The sequence below is a fragment of the Kluyvera sp. genome, assembly GCF_965301105.1.
In genome coordinates, this window is record NZ_CBDKZX010000021.1 from 1 (window position 1) to 17,553 (window position 17,553).

The following is a 17,553-nucleotide window of genomic DNA, read 5'->3' on the forward strand; positions in this document are numbered from 1 at the left end:
TACATGAACTTACCAAAAAAGAAGTAACATGAGTTATTCTTAGCAATAGTAATAATTTATGTTTAATCAATGATTCGGCTAAGCATTTACTCATTCATATCTCTTACAGATGACACAAATAAAAATAAATATATAAAGGAAGAAACTAGACACAATTCCTTTCCTAGTCTCTTAACCCTGCGTATATAAACAAAAAAAGACCTCGAATGAGGTCTTTCTGAAGGAAAAAATAGAATGGAGAAACTAAAGCAGATTTACTGAATGTCTCGCTCGACGGCAAGGGCAACCCCCTGACCACCACCGATGCACAGCGTCGCCAGGCCTTTGCGCGCATCGCGTTTAATCATCTCGTGAACCAGAGAAACCAGAATTCGGCAGCCCGATGCGCCTATCGGATGCCCCAGAGCGATCGCTCCGCCGTTGACGTTGACCTTCTGTTCGTTCCATTCCAGCATTTTACCCACCGAAATGGCCTGCGCGGCGAAAGCTTCGTTGGCCTCAATCAAATCCACCTCATTCAACTGCCAGCCTGCGCGCTCCAGGCACCGTCGCGTGGCATAAACCGGTGCAATCCCCATCAACGCCGGATCCACCCCCACGCTGGCAAACGCACGGATCCGCGCCAGGATAGGTAACCCCAGTTCAAGCGCTTTGCTTTCGCTCATCATCAACACTGCCGCCGCGCCGTCGTTAATGGATGAAGCGTTACCCGCCGTCACCGAGCCCGACAGATCGAACGACGGGCTCAGCCGCGCCAGTGCTTCCGCGCTAGCATCGGTTTGCGGCTGCTCATCGGTATCCACAATTTGCGGCTGACCGCCAGGCTGTGGGTTTATCACCGGAACGATTTCGTCGCGAAAACGCCCCGAATCGATAGCCTTGCGGGCTTTATGCTGCGAGCTTAACGCCCAGGCATCCTGCTGCTCACGGCTGATGCCATATTCACGCGCCAGATTCTCCGCCGTGACGCCCATGTGATAATCGTTGAAGGCGTCCCACAGGCCATCATGCACCAGGCTATCGATAAGTTGGCTATTGCCCAACTGCGCGCCGGTGCGGCTGTCGGTCAACACGTGCGGCGCGCGGCTCATATTTTCTTGCCCGCCGGCGATAACCACATCCGCTTCACCGCATTGAATCGCCTGGGTCGCCAGATGCAGCGCCTTCAGCCCCGACCCACAGACGTCGTTAATGGTGATGGCCGATACGGTATTTGGCAGACCGCCTTTTATCGCAGACTGCCGCGCCGGGTTTTGCCCGGTACCTGCGGTCAGAACCTGACCAATAATCACTTCGTCGATCGACGTCGCGGCAATGCCGCTGCGTTCGACCAACGCGTTGATCACCAGGCTACCCAGTTCGACGGCGGAATGACGCGCCAGCGCCCCCTGAAAACAGCCGATGGGCGTACGGACAGCACCTACGATAACGACATCTTTCATCTCAACCTCAGCGCAAAATAACCTGCGTATAGTAGATGATTGTTATCAACTTTTTTCGCAATTGTTTAAAAAAAGTGAGTCTTATCACAAAGGAATTGCTTATCGTCTGCGCTACGTCGACACCTGCTGGAGGTACTGACGTAGCCAGCTCCCCGCCGCCCCCAGGGGAGCCTCTTTATGCCAGAGCAAATCGATAGAAACCGACATGGGCCAGCCTGTAATATCCAGCATAGTCAGCTCCGCCGAACTGGCAAATTCATCCACCAGCGCACAGGGCAATACGCACCATCCCAGCCCCTGCGCCGCCATGCTCAGCAGCATCAGATAGTTGGGTGCCGACCATACTGGCCCGCGCGCGGGTGCGGTGCGATTCTCCAGATAGGTATTCAACCGAAGCTCGCGCCACGTGCGCAGTTGCTCCCACTCCACGCGTGTCTGCGCGGTCAGAGGATGATCGGGAGAGACATAGACCGCCATGCGCGTCTGCATCGGCAGACGGGTATGACCAATATCGGTAGGGTAGTCGTCGCGCGCTTCAATCAACCCCACCTGCGCGCGGCCTTTTTGCAACAGATCGATCACATCATCATCCTCCCCCACCAGACATTCAAACTCGGTATGCGGGAAACGACGATCGAACTGCGCCAGCAGATCTTCCAGCACGTCCGGATGCAGAGTATCCGACAGCACAAAAGTCAGCCGCGCTTCCGTTTCACCGCTCAATGAAACCGCCAGCTCATCAAGCCGTTCGCTGGCGGCGAGGATCGCCTGCACGTAGCTCAGCACCCGCTGACCTTCCGGGGTCAATACCGGCTGGCGCGCAGAGCGATCGAATAGCGTGACGCCGAGATCCACCTCCAGATGAGCGATGGCGGTGCTGATCGTCGACTGACTTTTGCGTAGACGGCGTGCCGCGGCGGAAAAGGATCCGCAGGAGACGGTTTCAACGAAGGCGGTCAGAGCTTCGGGGGAATAGCGCATGAAGTATCTACTTTATCGATGGATTCTATCTTTTACTTATCACATTTACCCATAAAATGCGCATAACAGTGTTCAATAAAACGAAGGTCATCAGATGCAACACGATTCATTACATCGCAGAAAGCTGCCGGAGCGTATTTTCCATGCCGTGTGTTTTGAAGGGATCGCCACCGCGATCCTCGCCCCTACCGCCGCCTGGCTGATGCAACGGTCCGTACTGGAAATGGGGGGACTCACGATTATTCTGGCCACCACCGCCATGGTGTGGAACATCATCTACAACGCCGTTTTTGACCGCCTGTGGCCGGTCACTCGCGTAAAGCGGACGGCAAAAGTGCGTGCCCTGCACGCCCTGGGATTCGAGTGTGGGTTTATCGTTATTGGCGTCAGCATCGTGTCGTTCGTGCTGGGCGTAACGCTGCTGCAGGCACTCACGCTGGAGATTGGCTTCTTCCTGTTTTTCCTGCCTTACACCATGCTCTACAACTGGGCGTACGATACGCTGCGCGATCGCATCATCAAACGCCGCCAACAGAATCTTTACGCACAAAATTAGTCTTCTTTTCAGGCCGATAACAAGCGGCCTGAAAATGTTCAGCCACACGAAAAGCTAATTATGGTAAATTGTCCGCCATTTTTTTGGTTTTATGGTTGATATATTCAGATAATGTCTAAAATTTGGTCTAAAGACGAAACTCTATGGAGCTTTGCCCTATATGGCACTGCCGTCGGAGCGGGAACCCTTTTCCTGCCCATCCAGCTAGGGGCCGCCGGTGCGGTAGTTCTGTTTATCACCGCACTGGTGGCATGGCCGTTAACCTACTGGCCACACCGCGCTTTATGTCAGTTCATCCTTTCCGCTAACACTCCGGCAAGCGTTGGCATTACTGGCGCCGTCACCCACTACTATGGCAAAAAGATCGGCAGTTTAATCACCGCGCTCTATTTCATTGCCTTCTTCGTGGTGGTGCTAATCTACGCCGTCGCTATCACCAATTCCCTGGCCGAGCAGATTGCCCGCTATACGCCCGTCGATTTACCCTTGCGTGCATTGATTAGCCTGGGCGTGGTGCTGTTGCTGAACCTGATCTTCCTGACCGGTCGCCAGACCACTATCCGCGTCATGGGCATGCTGGTGTTCCCGCTGATCGCCTACTTCCTGTTCTTATCGCTCTATTTGACCGGAAGCTGGCAGCCGTCGCTGCTGACCACGCAGATGGAGGTCAACACGCACACTTTGCATCAGGTGTGGTTGTCCATTCCCGTGATGGTTTTCGCTTTTAGCCATACGCCGATTATTTCGACCTTCGCCATCGACCGTCGAGAGAAATACGGCGAGCAAGCCATGGGTAAATGCAAAAAAATCATGAAGGTAGCGTACTTGGTTATCTGCCTGAGCGTGCTGTTCTTTGTGTTCAGCTGCCTGCTTTCGATTCCGCCGTCGTACATTAATACGGCAAAAGAGGAAGGCGTCACCATCCTCTCTGCGCTATCGATGATGCCTGACTCACCAGGCTGGCTGTCGATTTCCGGCATTATTGTGGCGGTCGTGGCGATGTCAAAATCGTTCCTCGGCACCTATTTTGGCGTGATTGAAGGAGCGAGTGAGATGGTGAAAGCGTCGCTGAACCAGGTTGGCGTGCGTAAGAGCCGCTCGTTCAATCGCGGGCTGTCTATCATGCTGGTCTCCGCAGTAACGTTCATCGTCTGCTGCATCAACCCGAATGCCATTTCGATGATTTACGCCATCAGCGGCCCGCTGATCGCCATGATTTTGTTTATCATGCCGACGCTGTCGACTTACCTGATCCCGGCGCTGAAGCCCTACCGCTCTATCGGTAGCCTGATTACGCTGATTGTCGGGTTGATGTGCGTATCGGTGATGTTTTTAGGTTGAACAACAAACGGGCAGCCAGCGCTGCCCGTTTCGCTCTGCTTACGACGCCTCAAAAATCAGTACGTTCCACGAGTGCCGTTTCACCACCATCTTCAGCATACCGTCCTGCAGTTCAGCGCAAGGCAGCATAACCGGGACAACATTATCGGGTTGTTCGAAGGTGTTCCCTTCGCGGTAATCTTCGCTATACAACAGCGTATGCGAAATCGCTTTTAACGTCGTGAAGCTGTTCAGCCGTAGCTGTAACGCATAATCATCGTTCAAATCATGGTTGGCGATAAACACCGCGAGCCGCCCGCTGGCCTCATCAAACGTTGCCGCCGTTTCCAGCGCGACATGTTCGCCGTGATGCCCGGTTTTAACGGCTTCGATATTCGTTATCGGACGCAACGAAGCCCCTTTCGCATAGCGGGCCACATCGCGGAAAGGATAAAACGTCGCCTGGCGAATGGCGCCTCCGCCGGGCTGGGTCGAAATCATCCCACCTTCATTGACCAGCAGCGACTGGCAGGCGATTTTTACCCGCTGCGCATAGTTGAGAAATGTACAAAGCACACCACCGTACACCACCGCATCCAGCTGCGTGAAACTGGCATAGCCGTAGGTTTGCTGCTGACCTCCCGGTACGGCACCAGACTCTGTTACCACGCCCCATTCATCAAAGCTGATGTTGATCTCTTTATCCGAATGACGACGGCCTTTCACAAAATCACAGGCGGCAATCACCGTATCGAGATAACGGCGTAGATCTGCGAACAGCCACGGAATATCACGTTCATCTTCATGGGCCGCATACACCAGCAGCTTGTTCTGGCGGTAGTTCAGATAGCGATGTAGCGAAATATAATCAATATCGTCATAGCAAGTCTCAAGAACGATCCGATCCCACTCGCCAAAGGTGAGGTGCCCCTCTTCGTTCGTGCAGGATCCACAGGCGATGGTCTGTGCACGCGGGTCCATCCACTTGATAATTTTTGCGGCCTCTCGTGCTTTACGGGCATATTCCTGCGCCGTCATGGCGCTTATTTGCCACTTACCATCCATCTCATTACCAAGACACCACAAACGAATATCATGGGGTGTTTCAACGCCATGCGAACGGCGCAGTTCGGCCCAGTAGGTACCGGATGGCGTATTGCAATAATCCACCAGCTCTCCGGCAGCCATCGGCGTGCCGGTGCCGAGATTACAGGCCATGATCAGCTCAACGCCCGCATCTCTGGCAAAGGCGGCAAACTCATTGGTACCGACCTCGTTGGTCTCGAGCATGCTCCACGCCATATCCTTTTTAACCGGACGCTGCGCTTTTGGTCCCACGCCGTCCTGCCACTGATAGCCAGAGACAAAATTTCCCCCCGGATAGCGCACTCCGCTGATGCCGGCTTCATGCATCAGCGCCTTCACATCGTTGCGAAATCCTAAGGCGTCCGCCTGCGGATGTTCCGGTTCATATAGCCCGCCGTAAAGGCAACGCCCCAGATGCTCAACGAACGATCCCATCAGTCGGGGGTCGACATCACCAATCACATAGTGTTTATCATAATGAATTGCAGCGTGTTTCATTTCGTCCCCTCTGACACGGTGAACAGTTCATGCTCGATACGCTCCATCGTCTGGCGATCGAGCTTGTAGAAAAACTGAAACAGGATCCAGCTTGCGGCATAGCCCGCCGCGGGAATACCGGCCATCAGCAGATAAATGCCGGAGACGGCGCTTTCGCTTTGCTGCGCCGCGTCCGGAACGTAACCGTAGAGCGAGAGAATACCGCCCACCAGCGCGCCGCTTACCGCGAGCGAGACCTTCAGGGTAAACAGGTTGCTGGACGCACACAGCCCCGCCATTCTTTTCTTTAATTTCCATTCGCCATAATCATCGGCATCCCCGACAAAACTCCATAAAATAGGTGCACTGGTCAGGTGGACGACGGAGAGGACAAAATAAAAAGAGAAAATAAGTGTCTGATTCAACGGATCAATTAAATATAACGCTAATGACAACGCCACCAGACACAGCTTCACATATTTATATACCGCAACCTTGCAAAAATAACGGGTAAACAGTGGGGTGATCAGACAGCCAATAATACCTGCCACAATCCCCAGGCTCATAAATAATGTGCTCATCCAGTCATTAAGATGCATGATATATTTGGCGAAATAAATCGCGACGGCACCACGAACAAATGAAGGGAAACAGTCAAGAAACATTCCCAGCGAGCACACAATAAGCTGATCGTTCTTTAAGGCATTTTTCAGATTCGTTAAGATACCATCATTATTTTCATTTTGCGGCTCCACGCGTTCCCTGGTGGTGCGAAAGCAGAAAACAAACAGCACCAGCGCTAAAACAGAATAAAGCGTAACGACCCAGAAAAAACCTGTTTGCCGATTACCACCGCCAAAATACTGCACCAGCGGCAGCAACGTAAAGGTGCAAAACAGCCCTGCGACGGCCCCGGCAATGCAGCGATACTGTTGGCAGGAGACGCGTTCTCTGGCATTGCCAGTGATGACGCACCCTAGCGAGCAGAACGGAATATTAACGGCTGAATAGAGCAATGAGAGCAGCAGATAAGTAAAAAAAGCATAGATGATTTTTGCATTCGGCCCTAAATCGGGTGTGTAGAACATCATCATACAGCTTATTGTAAAAGGCACTGCACACCATAGCATCCACGGCCGGTAGCGCCCCCAACGACTTTTTGTTTTATCGATCATCGCCCCATAAAGTGGATCAAAAAAGGCATCGATTACACGTACCAATAAAAATATGCTGGCGACAACCCCAGCGTTAATACCGTAAATATCAGTATAGAAGAACGCCAAAAACATCGTAATGGGATTAAACAGCAAGTTACAGGCGGCATCGCCAGAACTAAAGCCCACCTTTTCAAATACGCTGAGTTTCTCCACTGCCTTGTTGGGAATCATAATGATGTAACCTTATGGCAAATAATAAAAGAATGTCATGTCTAAGCAAGGTGGATTTTAAAGGCATGGGGATTCTTTTTCATGCTGCACACATGGATAATCTGGCTAGCAAAATAAATATGTGACCGTCGTTGTAACACCCGTATTTCAGATGAAAGAAATAATTCATTATGAATATATTTATATTAAGAAATATAAATAATAGATATTATACCCAACAATTTTATTGATGAGGGCGGGTTCGTCATCGGGACGAGGGCTTAGAGACAAGCTCCGGGCTACCGATCGTAGCCCGGATGAGACGGTGAGTTTTTACAGCGCCATATCGTGCTGCGGCGACGCGCTGGCTGGCTGCTCTTCAGCCGGTTTAGCCTGCGCTACCGGGGCGGCTGGCATCTGGATCACCGGCGGTTTGGTCAGTTCCAGCGTCGCGGCGGTGTCGTTCCATACCTGTTGGGTCAGCGCGACGTTGCCGTTAAGGTTCTGGCCAAAGCTCGGGACGATACTGTGGATTTTGCTCTGCCACTCCGGTGAGTTGAACTGTTCCGGGAACAGTTTCTTAATCACGTTGAGGGTGATAGGCGCGGCGGTAGAAGCACCCGGAGATGCGCCCAGCAGCGCCGAAATGGTACGCTGCTGATCCACCACCACTTCGGTCCCCAGCTTCAACACGCCGCCTTTATCGGCATCTTTCTTGATGATCTGCACGCGCTGACCGGCCTGAATCAACTTCCAGTCTTCTTTACGCGCCTGCGGGTAATACTCTTTCAGCGCCGCAAAACGATCGTCGTCGCTCAACATCACCTGGCTGATGAGGTATTTCACCAGGTCGAAATTATCCAGACCCACGTGGGTCATCGGCATGACGTTGCTGGTGGTGGTCGTGCTCAGCAGATCGAAGAACGAACCTTGTTTCAGGAACTTCGTGGAGAAGGTCGCGAACGGCCCGAACAGCACCACGCGTTTACCGTCGATAAAGCGCGCATCAATGTGCGGCACCGACATCGGCGGCGCGCCCACGGAAGCCTGACCGTAGACTTTCTCCATATGCTGACGGGTCACGTCCGGGTTTTCAGTCATCAGGAAGGAACCGCCCACCGGGAAGCCCGCATAGTTATCCGCTTCCGGAATACCGGTTTTTTGCAGCAGCTTCAATGCGCCACCGCCTGCGCCGATGAAGACATACTTCGCGTCAATAGCATGCTGTTTGCCGCTGTTGACGTCTTCAATGGTCACGTGCCACGAGTTATCGCCGTTGCGCTTAAACTCGGTCACTTCAGAGGAGGTTTGCAGCGTAAAGTGTTCGTTCTTTTGCAGGCTACCAATCAGCTGGCGGGTAATTTCGCCATAGTTGACGTCAGTACCCACCGGCGTCCAGGTGGCAGCCACTTTCTGCTGCGGATCGCGACCGGCCATGACCAGCGGCGCCCATTGGGCAATTTGCTGATGATCGGTAGAGAATTTCATGCCCTGGAACAGCGTGGTTTTTTGCAGCGCATCGTAGCGCTTGCCGAGATATTCCACATTTTTATCGCCCCACACAAAACTCATATGTGGAGTGGAATTAATAAAGGAGTGCGGATTATTCAATACGCCGCGCTTCACCTGCGCCGACCAGAACTGGCGGGAGATCATAAACTGTTCGTTAATTTCCAGCGCTTTAGTGACATCAATGCTGCCGTCCGGGCGCTGCGGCGTGTAGTTTAATTCCATGTTAGCCGAGTGGCCGGTGCCGGCGTTATTCCAGCCGTTAGATGATTCTAATGCGACTTTATCGAGTTTCTCGACCATCACCTGCTTCCAGTCCGGCTGCAGCTCCTGAAGCCAGGTGCCCAGGGAGGCGCTCATGATGCCGCCGCCGATGAGCAGAACATCGGTTTTTTGCGTGGTTTCAGTATTGGCGTAAGCAGCGGAATTGACCAGCAGGGCGATGGTGGCGAGAGAAAATAGTTTTTTATTAATAGCAGGCATAATGATGATATTCGCATAGCTAAATGTAATGAGTGCGACAATAGTAGCGCACTTTTACATTATTTTAAAATATCACCCATTATTTAACAAAAAACATTAACAAATAGACTTTGGCTGCTTTTTTTAATTAAAAAAAGCAGCCTTACAGTTTGCGCGGAAATTAAATTAAGCCACGCATATTACAAACAATAATTAATGCAGACCAAACTCAGCCATTAATTGCTGACGCAGGACGACGAACTCTGTGCTGCTACGTTCGCGCGGGCGTGGCAGCGAAACTTCAATCGTGCGAATCGGGTCGCCCTTAATTTTCGGCAGAATCAGCACCCGGTCAGCGAGATAAATCGCCTCTTCCAGATCGTGCGTCACCAGCACCATCGTCATCTTTTCCGCATCACGAATACGGACCAGTTCTTCCTGCATGGTGATTTTAGTCATCGCATCCAGCGCGCCCAGCGGTTCATCCAGCAGCAGAATTTCTGGCTGAATGGTCAGGGCGCGGGCAATTCCCACACGCTGAGCCATGCCGCCGGAAAGCTGGTTCGGTAGCGCCTGCTCGCAGTGGCTGAGGCCCACCAGCTCAATCGCCTCTTTCGCCCGCGCTCTGGCCTGCTTGCGCGGCACACCCTGTACGTCGAGGCTGAAGCTGACATTCTCCAGCACCGTCAGCCATGGCAGCAGGCGTGGCTCCTGGAAAATCACCGCGCGCTCGCGGCTCATGCCATGCACCGCCTGACCGTCAATCACCACGTCGCCCGCATCCGGCGTTTCCAGCCCCGCCAGAATACGCAGCAGCGTGGTTTTCCCGCAGCCGCTCGGCCCAACGATGGCAATGCTCTGCCCGCTCTCAATCTGTAAGTTCAGGTCGCGGAAAACGTCGAACGGTTTACCTTCCAGCGAGAACGTTTTGCGTAAGCTACGAATCGAAATATCGCCGCGTGGCGTCTGAAGTGTCGCTGTCATCACACACCTTCCGTTTTCAGCAAAATATTAGAGGCCTTGAGCTGACCTTTTTTCAGCACGCCATCACGCTCGAGGATATCCAGCCAGAACTGCACGTCGTGTGGTTCAGACTGGCCGCCTTTACGCACGCCGTAGCCGGTAAAGTATTTCGCGACCTCCGGGTTTTCACCGCGTTCCTTAAGGATTTTGGCCATAATTTCGCGCACTTTTTCCGGATTGTCGCGAGCGTAGTCCAGGGCACGCGCCGACTCCACCACGAAGATGCGCGCCGCATCAGGGTGCTGCTTAACGAAGTCAGCACGCAGCACCGTGAAGCCGCCGGCAATCGGCCCGAGTACGTCGGCATCGTTGAAGATTGGACGCAGGCCGCCGTGGCTGCGCGCCGACCCTTCAAAAGTGGTTTGCCAGTAGCCAAATGCCGCAACGTCGACCTGACCAGAGCGTAAAGTTTGTTCCAGCTGCGGGCCCGGCACGACCACCGGTTTCGCCGCGTTTTCCGGCAGATGGGCCTGACGCAGCGCCTCGCGTAACGTGTAATCCAGGTGCGCCCCCAGCGTATTCACCGCCACGCTTTTTCCGGCTAAATCTTTGATCGATTTAATCGGGCTATCTTCCTTCACGTAGAAGATAGATTTGGTGGTCTCGTTAATACCGTTGGTAGGGTAAGCGGCGACAAAATCGTTACCGTTAGCAATGGCGTTAATCACCGCAGGCGTGGCTGCCGATCCGATATCAATGCTGTTCGACGCCAGCGCAAATAAAGACTCCGGGCCACCGCTGGCATAACCGGCATTTTTGATCGACACCCCGGTATCCTTAAAATAACCCAGCGCGTCGGCTAATTCGTGGGCGGAAATACCGCCGTAGCTCGCCATATAGCGCATCGTGACCGCTTCCTGAGCCCGCACTGATGTGCTGATGCCAAAGAGGAAAAGTATCGCCACCCACACAAAAGAGATCTGTTTTTTCATTATTGAAATTCCCATCAGGCTTAATTTAAAAACGCAAAATAACGTGCAAAATTAATGGTTACGTGAGTTCCAGCGACACAGACGACGCTGCAACAGGACCAGAATGGCGTTCGCTAATAGCCCGGCAAACGCCAGCAGGAATATCGCCGCGAACATCATCGGTATTTGGAAGTTATATTGCGCATTCATCACCCGGAAACCGATCCCCTGATTCGCGCCAATCATTTCTGCGGCAATCAGCAGCAGCAGCGCGGTCGTCGCGGAAAGACGCAGCCCAACAAAGATGGACGGCACCGAGGCAGGAACAATCACCCGGTAAAACAGCGTCAGTCGTCCGGCGCCGAAGGTCCGCGCCATCTCCAGCAGCTTGCCATCCACCTCTTTCACACCGCTAATGGTCGACAGCAGAATCGGGAACAGCGCCGCCCAAAAGATAACGAACACTTTTGACGTTTCGCCCAGGCCCAGCAGCAGGATAAAGATGGGATACAGCGCCAGCGCCGAGGTCTGGCGGAAGAGCTGTAAGATAGGATCCAGCGCCTGCTCCAGCGGGCGTATTTGTCCCATAAACAGCCCCAGCGGAATCCCCACCACGATAGCGGCGGCAAAGGCTAACCCGGCGCGCTGTAAACTGATGGTGATGTCACCCAGCAGTGCGCCCTGAGTAATACCGTTCCACAGCGCGGCAAAGATTTTATCCAGCGGCGGGATCACCGCTGCGTTAAGCCAGCCTGCGGTGCTGGCGATTTGCCAGCCGGCAAAAAACAGCACCAGCAGGCCGTAGCGAGCAATCAGCGACAGGCTGCGCTGATACCATTGCCGGTAGGCAGGCGCGGTTGTCTGGCGAGCCTTCAGGCGAATTCGGGTGGTGGAATAGAACATAGATCCTCCTCAAGCCACTTTGGCATTGCGCGCGGCGCTGTAGCGGTTATCGGCAAACGGCAGCCCCAGGTTTTCGCGCAGCGTTTTGCCTTCATACTGGGTACGGAACAGGCCGCGTTTTTGCAGAATAGGCACCACCAGCTCGATAAAGTCATCCAGCCCGCCCGGCAGCCACGGCGGCAGCACGTTGAAACCGTCTGCGGCCTCGTTCTCAAACCACGCCTGCAGCGTGTCGGCCACCTGTTCCGCGCTTCCCACCACGGTAAAGTGCCCGCGCGCGGTCGCAACCCACTGGTAGAGTTGGCGAATGGTGAAGTTGTTTTCGTCGGCGATCTGGCGGATCAGCTCCGGACGCGATTTCATCCCTTCGGTCACCGGCAGCGGCGGCAGCGGGCCATCAGGATCGAATTTACCCAGGTCGATCCCCCCACCGGCCAGGCCGTTCAGCAGCGCAATGCCGTCGGCTTCGACGATAAGCGAAGTCAGCCTGTGGTATTTCTCTTTGGCCTCTTCTTCGGTACGGCCAATAAACGGCGCGACACCGGGCATGATCAGCACGTGATCCGGGTTACGGCCTGCTGCTCTGGCGCGAGATTTAATATCGCGATAGAAGGCCTGCGCCGTCTCGAGATGCTGGTGTGAGGTGAAAATGACTTCGGCGGTGGCAGCCGCCAGCGCACGTCCGCTTTCAGATTGTCCGGCCTGCACGATCACCGGCTGGCCCTGAGGAGAACGCGGCACATTCAGTGGCCCGCGAACTTTAAAGAATTTGCCGACGTGATTCGTGTCGTGCACTTTATTGCGATCAAAGAACTGGCCGGAGGCTTTATCGCGCAGGAACGCGTCATCCTCGAAGCTGTCCCACAGCTTTTTGACCACTTCAACGTGCTCTTTCGCCCGCTGATAGCGATATTCGTGCGGATGCTGAGTATCGAGGTTGAAGTTATGCGCCGCAGCCTCCGTCGCCGTGGTCACGACGTTCCAGCCTGCACGGCCGCCGGAGATTAAATCCAGCGAGGCAAACTTGCGCGCCAGGTTGTACGGCTCTTCATAAGTGGTCGAGGCAGTCGCGATAAAGCCGATATTGTTGGTCAGCGGGGCCAGCGCGGAAAACAGCGTCACCGGTTCAAAACCGGCCACCTTGGCGGTACCGCCATCGGTCACGCCGGAAGCCGGAATCGCCAGGCCATCGGCCAGGAAGTAAGCATCAAACAGCCCGCGTTCGGCGGTTTGCGCCAGCTGTTTGTGGAATTCAAAACTGGTTGCGCCGTCGGCAGGCTGATCCGGATGACGCCATGCCGCAATATGCTGGCCGCCGCCGGGAAGAAAAGCACCTAATTTGATTTGTCTGCTCATTCTGGTTTTCTCCTGATTCGATGCCGGATAGTTGGGCTGGAACCAAGATAGCCAGAATGCGCAGCCATTCTGAAATAACAAATATTGAGTTCGTTATTTACATTTTCGCAATAAGAATTCCACTCCGTTACAACAATACGTTATTAGCTATCCGCTTTCGCTTCATCCACTGGAGGCTGCGGGCGCGAATTTTTACGCTGCCAGGCCGGAAGTTCCGCCAGTGTGATCCCGACGGGCACCACCCGATGCTTCAGACAAGCAACCCGCTGAGAACGATAGATTCCGCTATAGCCGGAGACCAGCCAGGCAACCACGCAGGCCATCGCGGCATACACGCCAATCTCCGCGCCAAACAGCTCAATCGCCATCAACGTCGAGGCGATCGGCGTGTTGGCGGCCCCGGCAAAGACAGCAACAAAGCCCAGGCCGGCCAGGAAAGCGAACGGAAGATGTAGCAGCGGCGCCAACGCGTTACCCAGCGTGGCCCCGACATAGAATAAAGGCGTCACCTCACCGCCTTTAAAACCGCTGCCCAGCGACAGGACGGTAAAAGCCAGCTTGCCGAGAAAGTCCCACGGTGCCAGGGGGTGTTGAAAAGCATCAACAATCACCGGAATACCAAGACCAATATAACGATCCCCCTGCAACAGATAGACCGCCAATACCACAATCACCCCGCCGATAAACGGACGTAGCGGCGCATACGCCACGTATTTTTTCATCACACCGCCAATCAGGTGCGTGGCATCAGCAAAGACGCGCGCCGCCAGGCCGAAACAGCAGCCAGCAGCCATCACCGCCCCCAGCGTCCACAAGGAGAGTGACGGAATCAACGACATTGCGTAGTGGGTATGGTGTACACCCCACATCAGCCCCACCTGGTCAGCCACCACCGCCGCCAGCAGGCAGGGGAAAATGGCGGTGTAGTGCATGCGGCCAATCGCCATCACCTCAAGACCGAAAATAGCGCCGGCAAGCGGCGTGCCGAATACCGAGGAGAAGCCAGCGCTGACCCCCGCCATCAACACCATTCGGCGCGCGTCGTTATTGAGCTTGAGCAACGAGGTAAACTGGTCAGCGATAGAAGCGCCCATTTGCACCGCAGTGCCTTCACGCCCAACCGACGCGCCAAACAGATGCGAAACGACGGTACCGATATACACCAACGGCGCCATCCGCAGAGGAATGGTGTTCGCCGGGCGATGTACCTCTTCAAGGATCAGGTTATTCCCGCCCTCTACCGAGCGGCCAAAGCGCAGGTAGAGCCAGCCGACGGCAAAACCGGCAAACGGCAGCAGCCAGATCAGCCAATGATGCGTGATGCGCGTCGCGGTTGCCCAATCGAGTGAAAAGAGGAAGAGCGCGGAGGCGGAACCGGCCAATACAGCAATCACTGTCGCCAGCAGCAGCCACTGCAAAAGAAAGAAAAGCGTATTTTTACGCGCGAAGTGTTCAGAAATCATGGACGCATCCTTAGATGAATTGATCATCCTGGACGCGGTAGAGGTGTGCCTGTTCATTCCCGGTCCAGGAATAAAAACAGGCATCATCAGCCACACGGCGGTTCAAGGGGGAATGCCATCCCCTGTCGCCCTACTTTAACACATGAAACGTTTCAGCCAACTATTTCTCTTTCAGCGTCTCCAGCGGGAAAGCGCGATCCTGCACGACGGTTTTCATCACCAGCGTCGAGCGCAGGTGCTGTACGCCCGGCATGGCCGAGAGCTTTTGGTCGTAGAGCTTCTGGAACGACGAGAGATCGCGCGTGACCACCTGCATTAAATAGTCGGGGTCGCCAAACAGCCGCTGGGCCAGTACGATCTGCGGGATCTCTTCCACCGCCTCCTCAAAGGCGCTAACCGCTTTGCGGTCACCCTCTTTAAGCGTCGCAAACACCAGCGCCACAAAATTGAAGCCCATCTTGCCTGGATCAAGGTTGGCGCGATAGCCGGTAATCACCCCCTCCTGCTCCAGCGCCCGCAGGCGTCGATGGCACGGCGAGAGGCTCAGGTTTACCCGTTCAGCCAGCTCGGTGATAGATAAACGGCCATCCGCCTGTAGTTCAGCAAGAATTTTTCGATCAATGCTATCCATTTAGAAGATTCTCTCTCTGCGCGCGAAATTCCAGCATAACATTGAAAGCTCATTGCGCGGAAATAACGATATTCTTTCTCGATATCGGGTCAGGGTTTTCGGGGATAACGCAATGAAAAATAATGGAGAATGTGGGTCATGGAGATGAGCTTAGTGGCCGGTTTCTGGCTGGTGTCGTTTTTGCTGATCATGACGCCAGGGGCCGATTGGGCCTACACCATCAGCGCCGGAATCCACGGTCGGCGCATTGTTCCGGCGGTAGCCGGGCTGATGTCCGGGCATCTGCTGGCGACCATCGTGGTGGTCGCGGGCGTTGGCGTACTGATTGCCGGGCATCCGCTAGCGCTGTCGGCTATCACGCTACTGGGCGCGTTCTATTTATTGTGGTTAGGCATTTCCCTGCTGCGCCACCCGGCAACGGTCTCCAGCGCCAGCCTGCAGAGCGGCGGCTGGAATCGGTGGGTGCTGAAAGGGCTGTGCATCAGCGGCCTGAATCCCAAGGTTTTTCTGTTGTTTCTGGCGCTGCTGCCGCAATTTACCGATCCACACGGTCAGTGGCCGCTGGCACTGCAAATGTCGGCGCTGGGGCTGATGCATCTGCTGACCTGTACGCTCATCTATCTGCTGGTAGGTTACGGTTCACGTGCGCTACTCACCAGCCGTCCACAGGCCGCGCGGGCCGTCAGCCGGATATCCGGAGGATTGATGGTGGCAATCGCGGCGATGCTGATCATTGAACAGCTCCGCTAAAAGCGAGGAAATCGCGCCAGCCTGCGCTGGCGCAAAAAGGTCAGGCGCGAATATCGTCGTATTCGCGAGTCTTATCAAACTCATGCTTCGCAAACGGGCACAGAGGGATCACTTTTCGTTGTTCCTGGCGCATCTTTTCCACCACCTTCGCCACCAGCTGTTTCCCGACCCCCTGCCCTTTCAGGCTGGGGTCGACATCGGTGTGCTCAATAATGCTCAAATGCTCGCCGGTCGGCACAAAGACGATTTCCGCCACCTGGTTGCCGTTTGCATCATTCACATAAAACTTGTTATGCCCTTCCAGAATCTCCATCGCACCCTCGCTTAGTCATGATGACGGTATTTCAGCGCCCCGCTCGGGCAGGTATCGATCACCCGCACCACCGTGGCAACGTCCACTTCATCCGGGATAATCCACGGTTTCCGCTTCAGGTTAAACAGCTTGCTGCTGCCTCTGACGCAATTGCCGGAGTGCTGGCAGATGTCGGTGTTGAAATAGACATCAATCTTTTCCCCGGTATAGACGCGATAGCCCGCATCCTGTAGTTCCTTATCCATGACATTGCCTCTATTTTTTATATGGGTTCGAGGCTAAGCATAGACCTGGGGCGATGGAGACCGCCACTCATTTCACCGTGACCTCGTTACGGATTCGGTTCTGGAACTCGGTAGATTGGGCAGCGAACTTCTGCATTTTGTCGGACAGGTCGCGCAACACGCGAGTGCCGTCGTTTGAACGTCCGTACAGATAATCAAAATAGACCGTGCAATCGGCCAGCTTGCAAAGCTTGGCGTAATCATCCTGCAGATGCGGGAAGTAAATGAAGATCAGCGCCTTTATTTTCGAATGAAGCTGCGTGTTATCACCATTAATGCTGGGCTGCGTACTACGATATTCGGCATCCTGCTTTTTCTTTAATTTAGCAATAAAAAAACTGATGCTGGCCAGCCGCTGGGTGTGCCACTCAATTTCCATCGCCAGCAACTCCTCATATTTTTGTAGTATCTTTTGCTGTTTTTCCTCTTCTCTTTTTAACTCGAATTCAGTATGCATCTTTTTTTCTATTTTCATTTCTGTGCGCATGATGAGAAACCATCCGCCCCCCAGAATCAGGAAACAGACGATGAGAAGTAATACTACGACGATAGCGCTGTCCATACACGAACCTCTTCGATGATGTGAATACGAAAGACGTGGGGTAATAGCGACACAACTGCGCTTTAACATTAATTAAATTATTCAGGCGGAGTACAAATAAGGTGTGGCAAGGTTTGCAGGGAAAAGTAGAGAACCCCGGCCAGCTTCGCCGGGGGTT

At 54.1% G+C, this 17,553-nt stretch carries 17 protein-coding genes and 1 riboswitch; of the genes, 3 read left to right on the top strand and 14 right to left on the bottom strand.

Going from position 1 to position 17,553, the window contains the following annotated elements; translation table 11 throughout:
* Nucleotides 1-254 precede the first annotated feature (254 nt).
* Both ACW14G_RS10150 and ACW14G_RS10155 read right to left on the bottom strand, forming a co-directional pair.
* Nucleotides 255-1,442: an acetyl-CoA C-acetyltransferase gene (locus ACW14G_RS10150; protein ID WP_163446087.1), complete on the bottom strand. Its 1,188-nt coding sequence runs from the start codon at nucleotides 1,440-1,442 to the stop codon at nucleotides 255-257.
* A gap of 111 nt (nucleotides 1,443-1,553) precedes the next feature.
* Nucleotides 1,554-2,423: a LysR family transcriptional regulator gene (locus ACW14G_RS10155; RefSeq protein ID WP_249022790.1), complete on the bottom strand. Its 870-nt coding sequence runs from the start codon at nucleotides 2,421-2,423 to the stop codon at nucleotides 1,554-1,556.
* Nucleotides 2,424-2,517: 94 nt separating this feature from the next.
* On the opposite strand from ACW14G_RS10155, the gene ACW14G_RS10160 reads away from it, so the two are divergent.
* Together ACW14G_RS10160 and ACW14G_RS10165 are read left to right on the top strand one after the other, a co-directional pair.
* Nucleotides 2,518-2,979 carry a multidrug/biocide efflux PACE transporter gene (locus ACW14G_RS10160; protein ID WP_065358237.1) on the top strand — a complete coding sequence of 154 codons (462 nt, stop codon included), beginning with the start codon at nucleotides 2,518-2,520 and terminating at the stop codon, nucleotides 2,977-2,979.
* A 111-nt stretch (nucleotides 2,980-3,090) separates the two neighbouring features.
* A complete protein-coding gene (locus tag ACW14G_RS10165; RefSeq protein ID WP_167575085.1) occupies nucleotides 3,091-4,320 on the top strand; it encodes an amino acid permease in 1,230 nt (409 codons plus the stop codon).
* A 39-nt stretch (nucleotides 4,321-4,359) separates the two neighbouring features.
* Here ACW14G_RS10165 and ACW14G_RS10170 read toward each other — a convergent pair whose 3' ends face one another.
* The 9 genes from ACW14G_RS10170 to ACW14G_RS10210 all read right to left on the bottom strand — a co-directional run bounded on the left by ACW14G_RS10170 (nucleotide 4,360) and on the right by ACW14G_RS10210 (nucleotide 15,487).
* The gene (locus tag ACW14G_RS10170; RefSeq protein ID WP_249022789.1) at nucleotides 4,360-5,883 is read right to left on the bottom strand and encodes an alpha-N-arabinofuranosidase; all 1,524 of its coding nucleotides are present in this window, start codon (nucleotides 5,881-5,883) and stop codon (nucleotides 4,360-4,362) included.
* Nucleotides 5,880-7,250: a glycoside-pentoside-hexuronide (GPH):cation symporter gene (locus ACW14G_RS10175; protein WP_249022788.1), complete on the bottom strand. Its 1,371-nt coding sequence runs from the start codon at nucleotides 7,248-7,250 to the stop codon at nucleotides 5,880-5,882. Before ACW14G_RS10175 ends, ACW14G_RS10170 begins: the two co-directional genes overlap by 4 nt.
* Before the next feature lie 312 nt (nucleotides 7,251-7,562).
* On the bottom strand, nucleotides 7,563-9,221 hold the full coding sequence (gene mqo, locus ACW14G_RS10180) for a malate dehydrogenase (quinone) (protein ID WP_163446085.1): 1,659 nt from the start codon (nucleotides 9,219-9,221) through the stop codon (nucleotides 7,563-7,565).
* Nucleotides 9,222-9,413: 192 nt separating this feature from the next.
* Nucleotides 9,414-10,184, bottom strand: a complete 771-nt coding sequence (locus ACW14G_RS10185; RefSeq protein ID WP_064542884.1) for an ABC transporter ATP-binding protein — start codon at nucleotides 10,182-10,184, stop codon at nucleotides 9,414-9,416.
* Nucleotides 10,184-11,155, bottom strand: coding sequence for an ABC transporter substrate-binding protein (locus tag ACW14G_RS10190; protein WP_163446084.1), 972 nt, complete (start codon nucleotides 11,153-11,155; stop codon nucleotides 10,184-10,186). The genes ACW14G_RS10185 and ACW14G_RS10190 overlap by 1 nt, the downstream gene beginning before the upstream one ends.
* 51 nt (nucleotides 11,156-11,206) lie before the next feature.
* Nucleotides 11,207-12,037 carry an ABC transporter permease gene (locus tag ACW14G_RS10195; RefSeq protein WP_064542876.1) on the bottom strand — a complete coding sequence of 277 codons (831 nt, stop codon included), beginning with the start codon at nucleotides 12,035-12,037 and terminating at the stop codon, nucleotides 11,207-11,209.
* Nucleotides 12,038-12,046: 9 nt separating this feature from the next.
* Nucleotides 12,047-13,393 carry an LLM class flavin-dependent oxidoreductase gene (locus tag ACW14G_RS10200; RefSeq protein WP_249022787.1) on the bottom strand — a complete coding sequence of 449 codons (1,347 nt, stop codon included), beginning with the start codon at nucleotides 13,391-13,393 and terminating at the stop codon, nucleotides 12,047-12,049.
* Nucleotides 13,394-13,536: 143 nt separating this feature from the next.
* Nucleotides 13,537-14,856, bottom strand: a complete 1,320-nt coding sequence (locus ACW14G_RS10205; RefSeq protein ID WP_249022786.1) for a voltage-gated chloride channel family protein — start codon at nucleotides 14,854-14,856, stop codon at nucleotides 13,537-13,539.
* A gap of 70 nt (nucleotides 14,857-14,926) precedes the next feature.
* Nucleotides 14,927-14,988, bottom strand: a riboswitch (Fluoride riboswitch).
* A gap of 28 nt (nucleotides 14,989-15,016) precedes the next feature.
* Nucleotides 15,017-15,487, bottom strand: coding sequence for an Lrp/AsnC family transcriptional regulator (locus ACW14G_RS10210; protein WP_065358244.1), 471 nt, complete (start codon nucleotides 15,485-15,487; stop codon nucleotides 15,017-15,019).
* Between the two features lie 138 nt (nucleotides 15,488-15,625).
* Between ACW14G_RS10210 and ACW14G_RS10215 the strand changes: the two genes are divergently transcribed.
* Nucleotides 15,626-16,237 (top strand): LysE family translocator, encoded by a 612-nt coding sequence (locus ACW14G_RS10215; RefSeq protein ID WP_249022785.1) that lies wholly within the window; start codon nucleotides 15,626-15,628, stop codon nucleotides 16,235-16,237.
* A 40-nt stretch (nucleotides 16,238-16,277) separates the two neighbouring features.
* Here the strand turns inward: ACW14G_RS10215 and ACW14G_RS10220 are convergent, their stop codons facing one another.
* From ACW14G_RS10220 to ACW14G_RS10230, 3 genes are all read right to left on the bottom strand, one after another.
* Entirely contained in the window at nucleotides 16,278-16,550 is a 273-nt protein-coding gene (locus ACW14G_RS10220) for a GNAT family N-acetyltransferase (RefSeq protein WP_163446079.1), read from the bottom strand.
* Nucleotides 16,551-16,561: 11 nt separating this feature from the next.
* The gene (gene yjdI / locus ACW14G_RS10225; protein WP_064542861.1) at nucleotides 16,562-16,795 is read right to left on the bottom strand and encodes a 4Fe-4S mono-cluster protein YjdI; all 234 of its coding nucleotides are present in this window, start codon (nucleotides 16,793-16,795) and stop codon (nucleotides 16,562-16,564) included.
* A 67-nt stretch (nucleotides 16,796-16,862) separates the two neighbouring features.
* On the bottom strand, nucleotides 16,863-17,396 hold the full coding sequence (locus ACW14G_RS10230; protein ID WP_167575080.1) for a hypothetical protein: 534 nt from the start codon (nucleotides 17,394-17,396) through the stop codon (nucleotides 16,863-16,865).
* Between the last annotated feature and the right edge of the window lie 157 nt (nucleotides 17,397-17,553).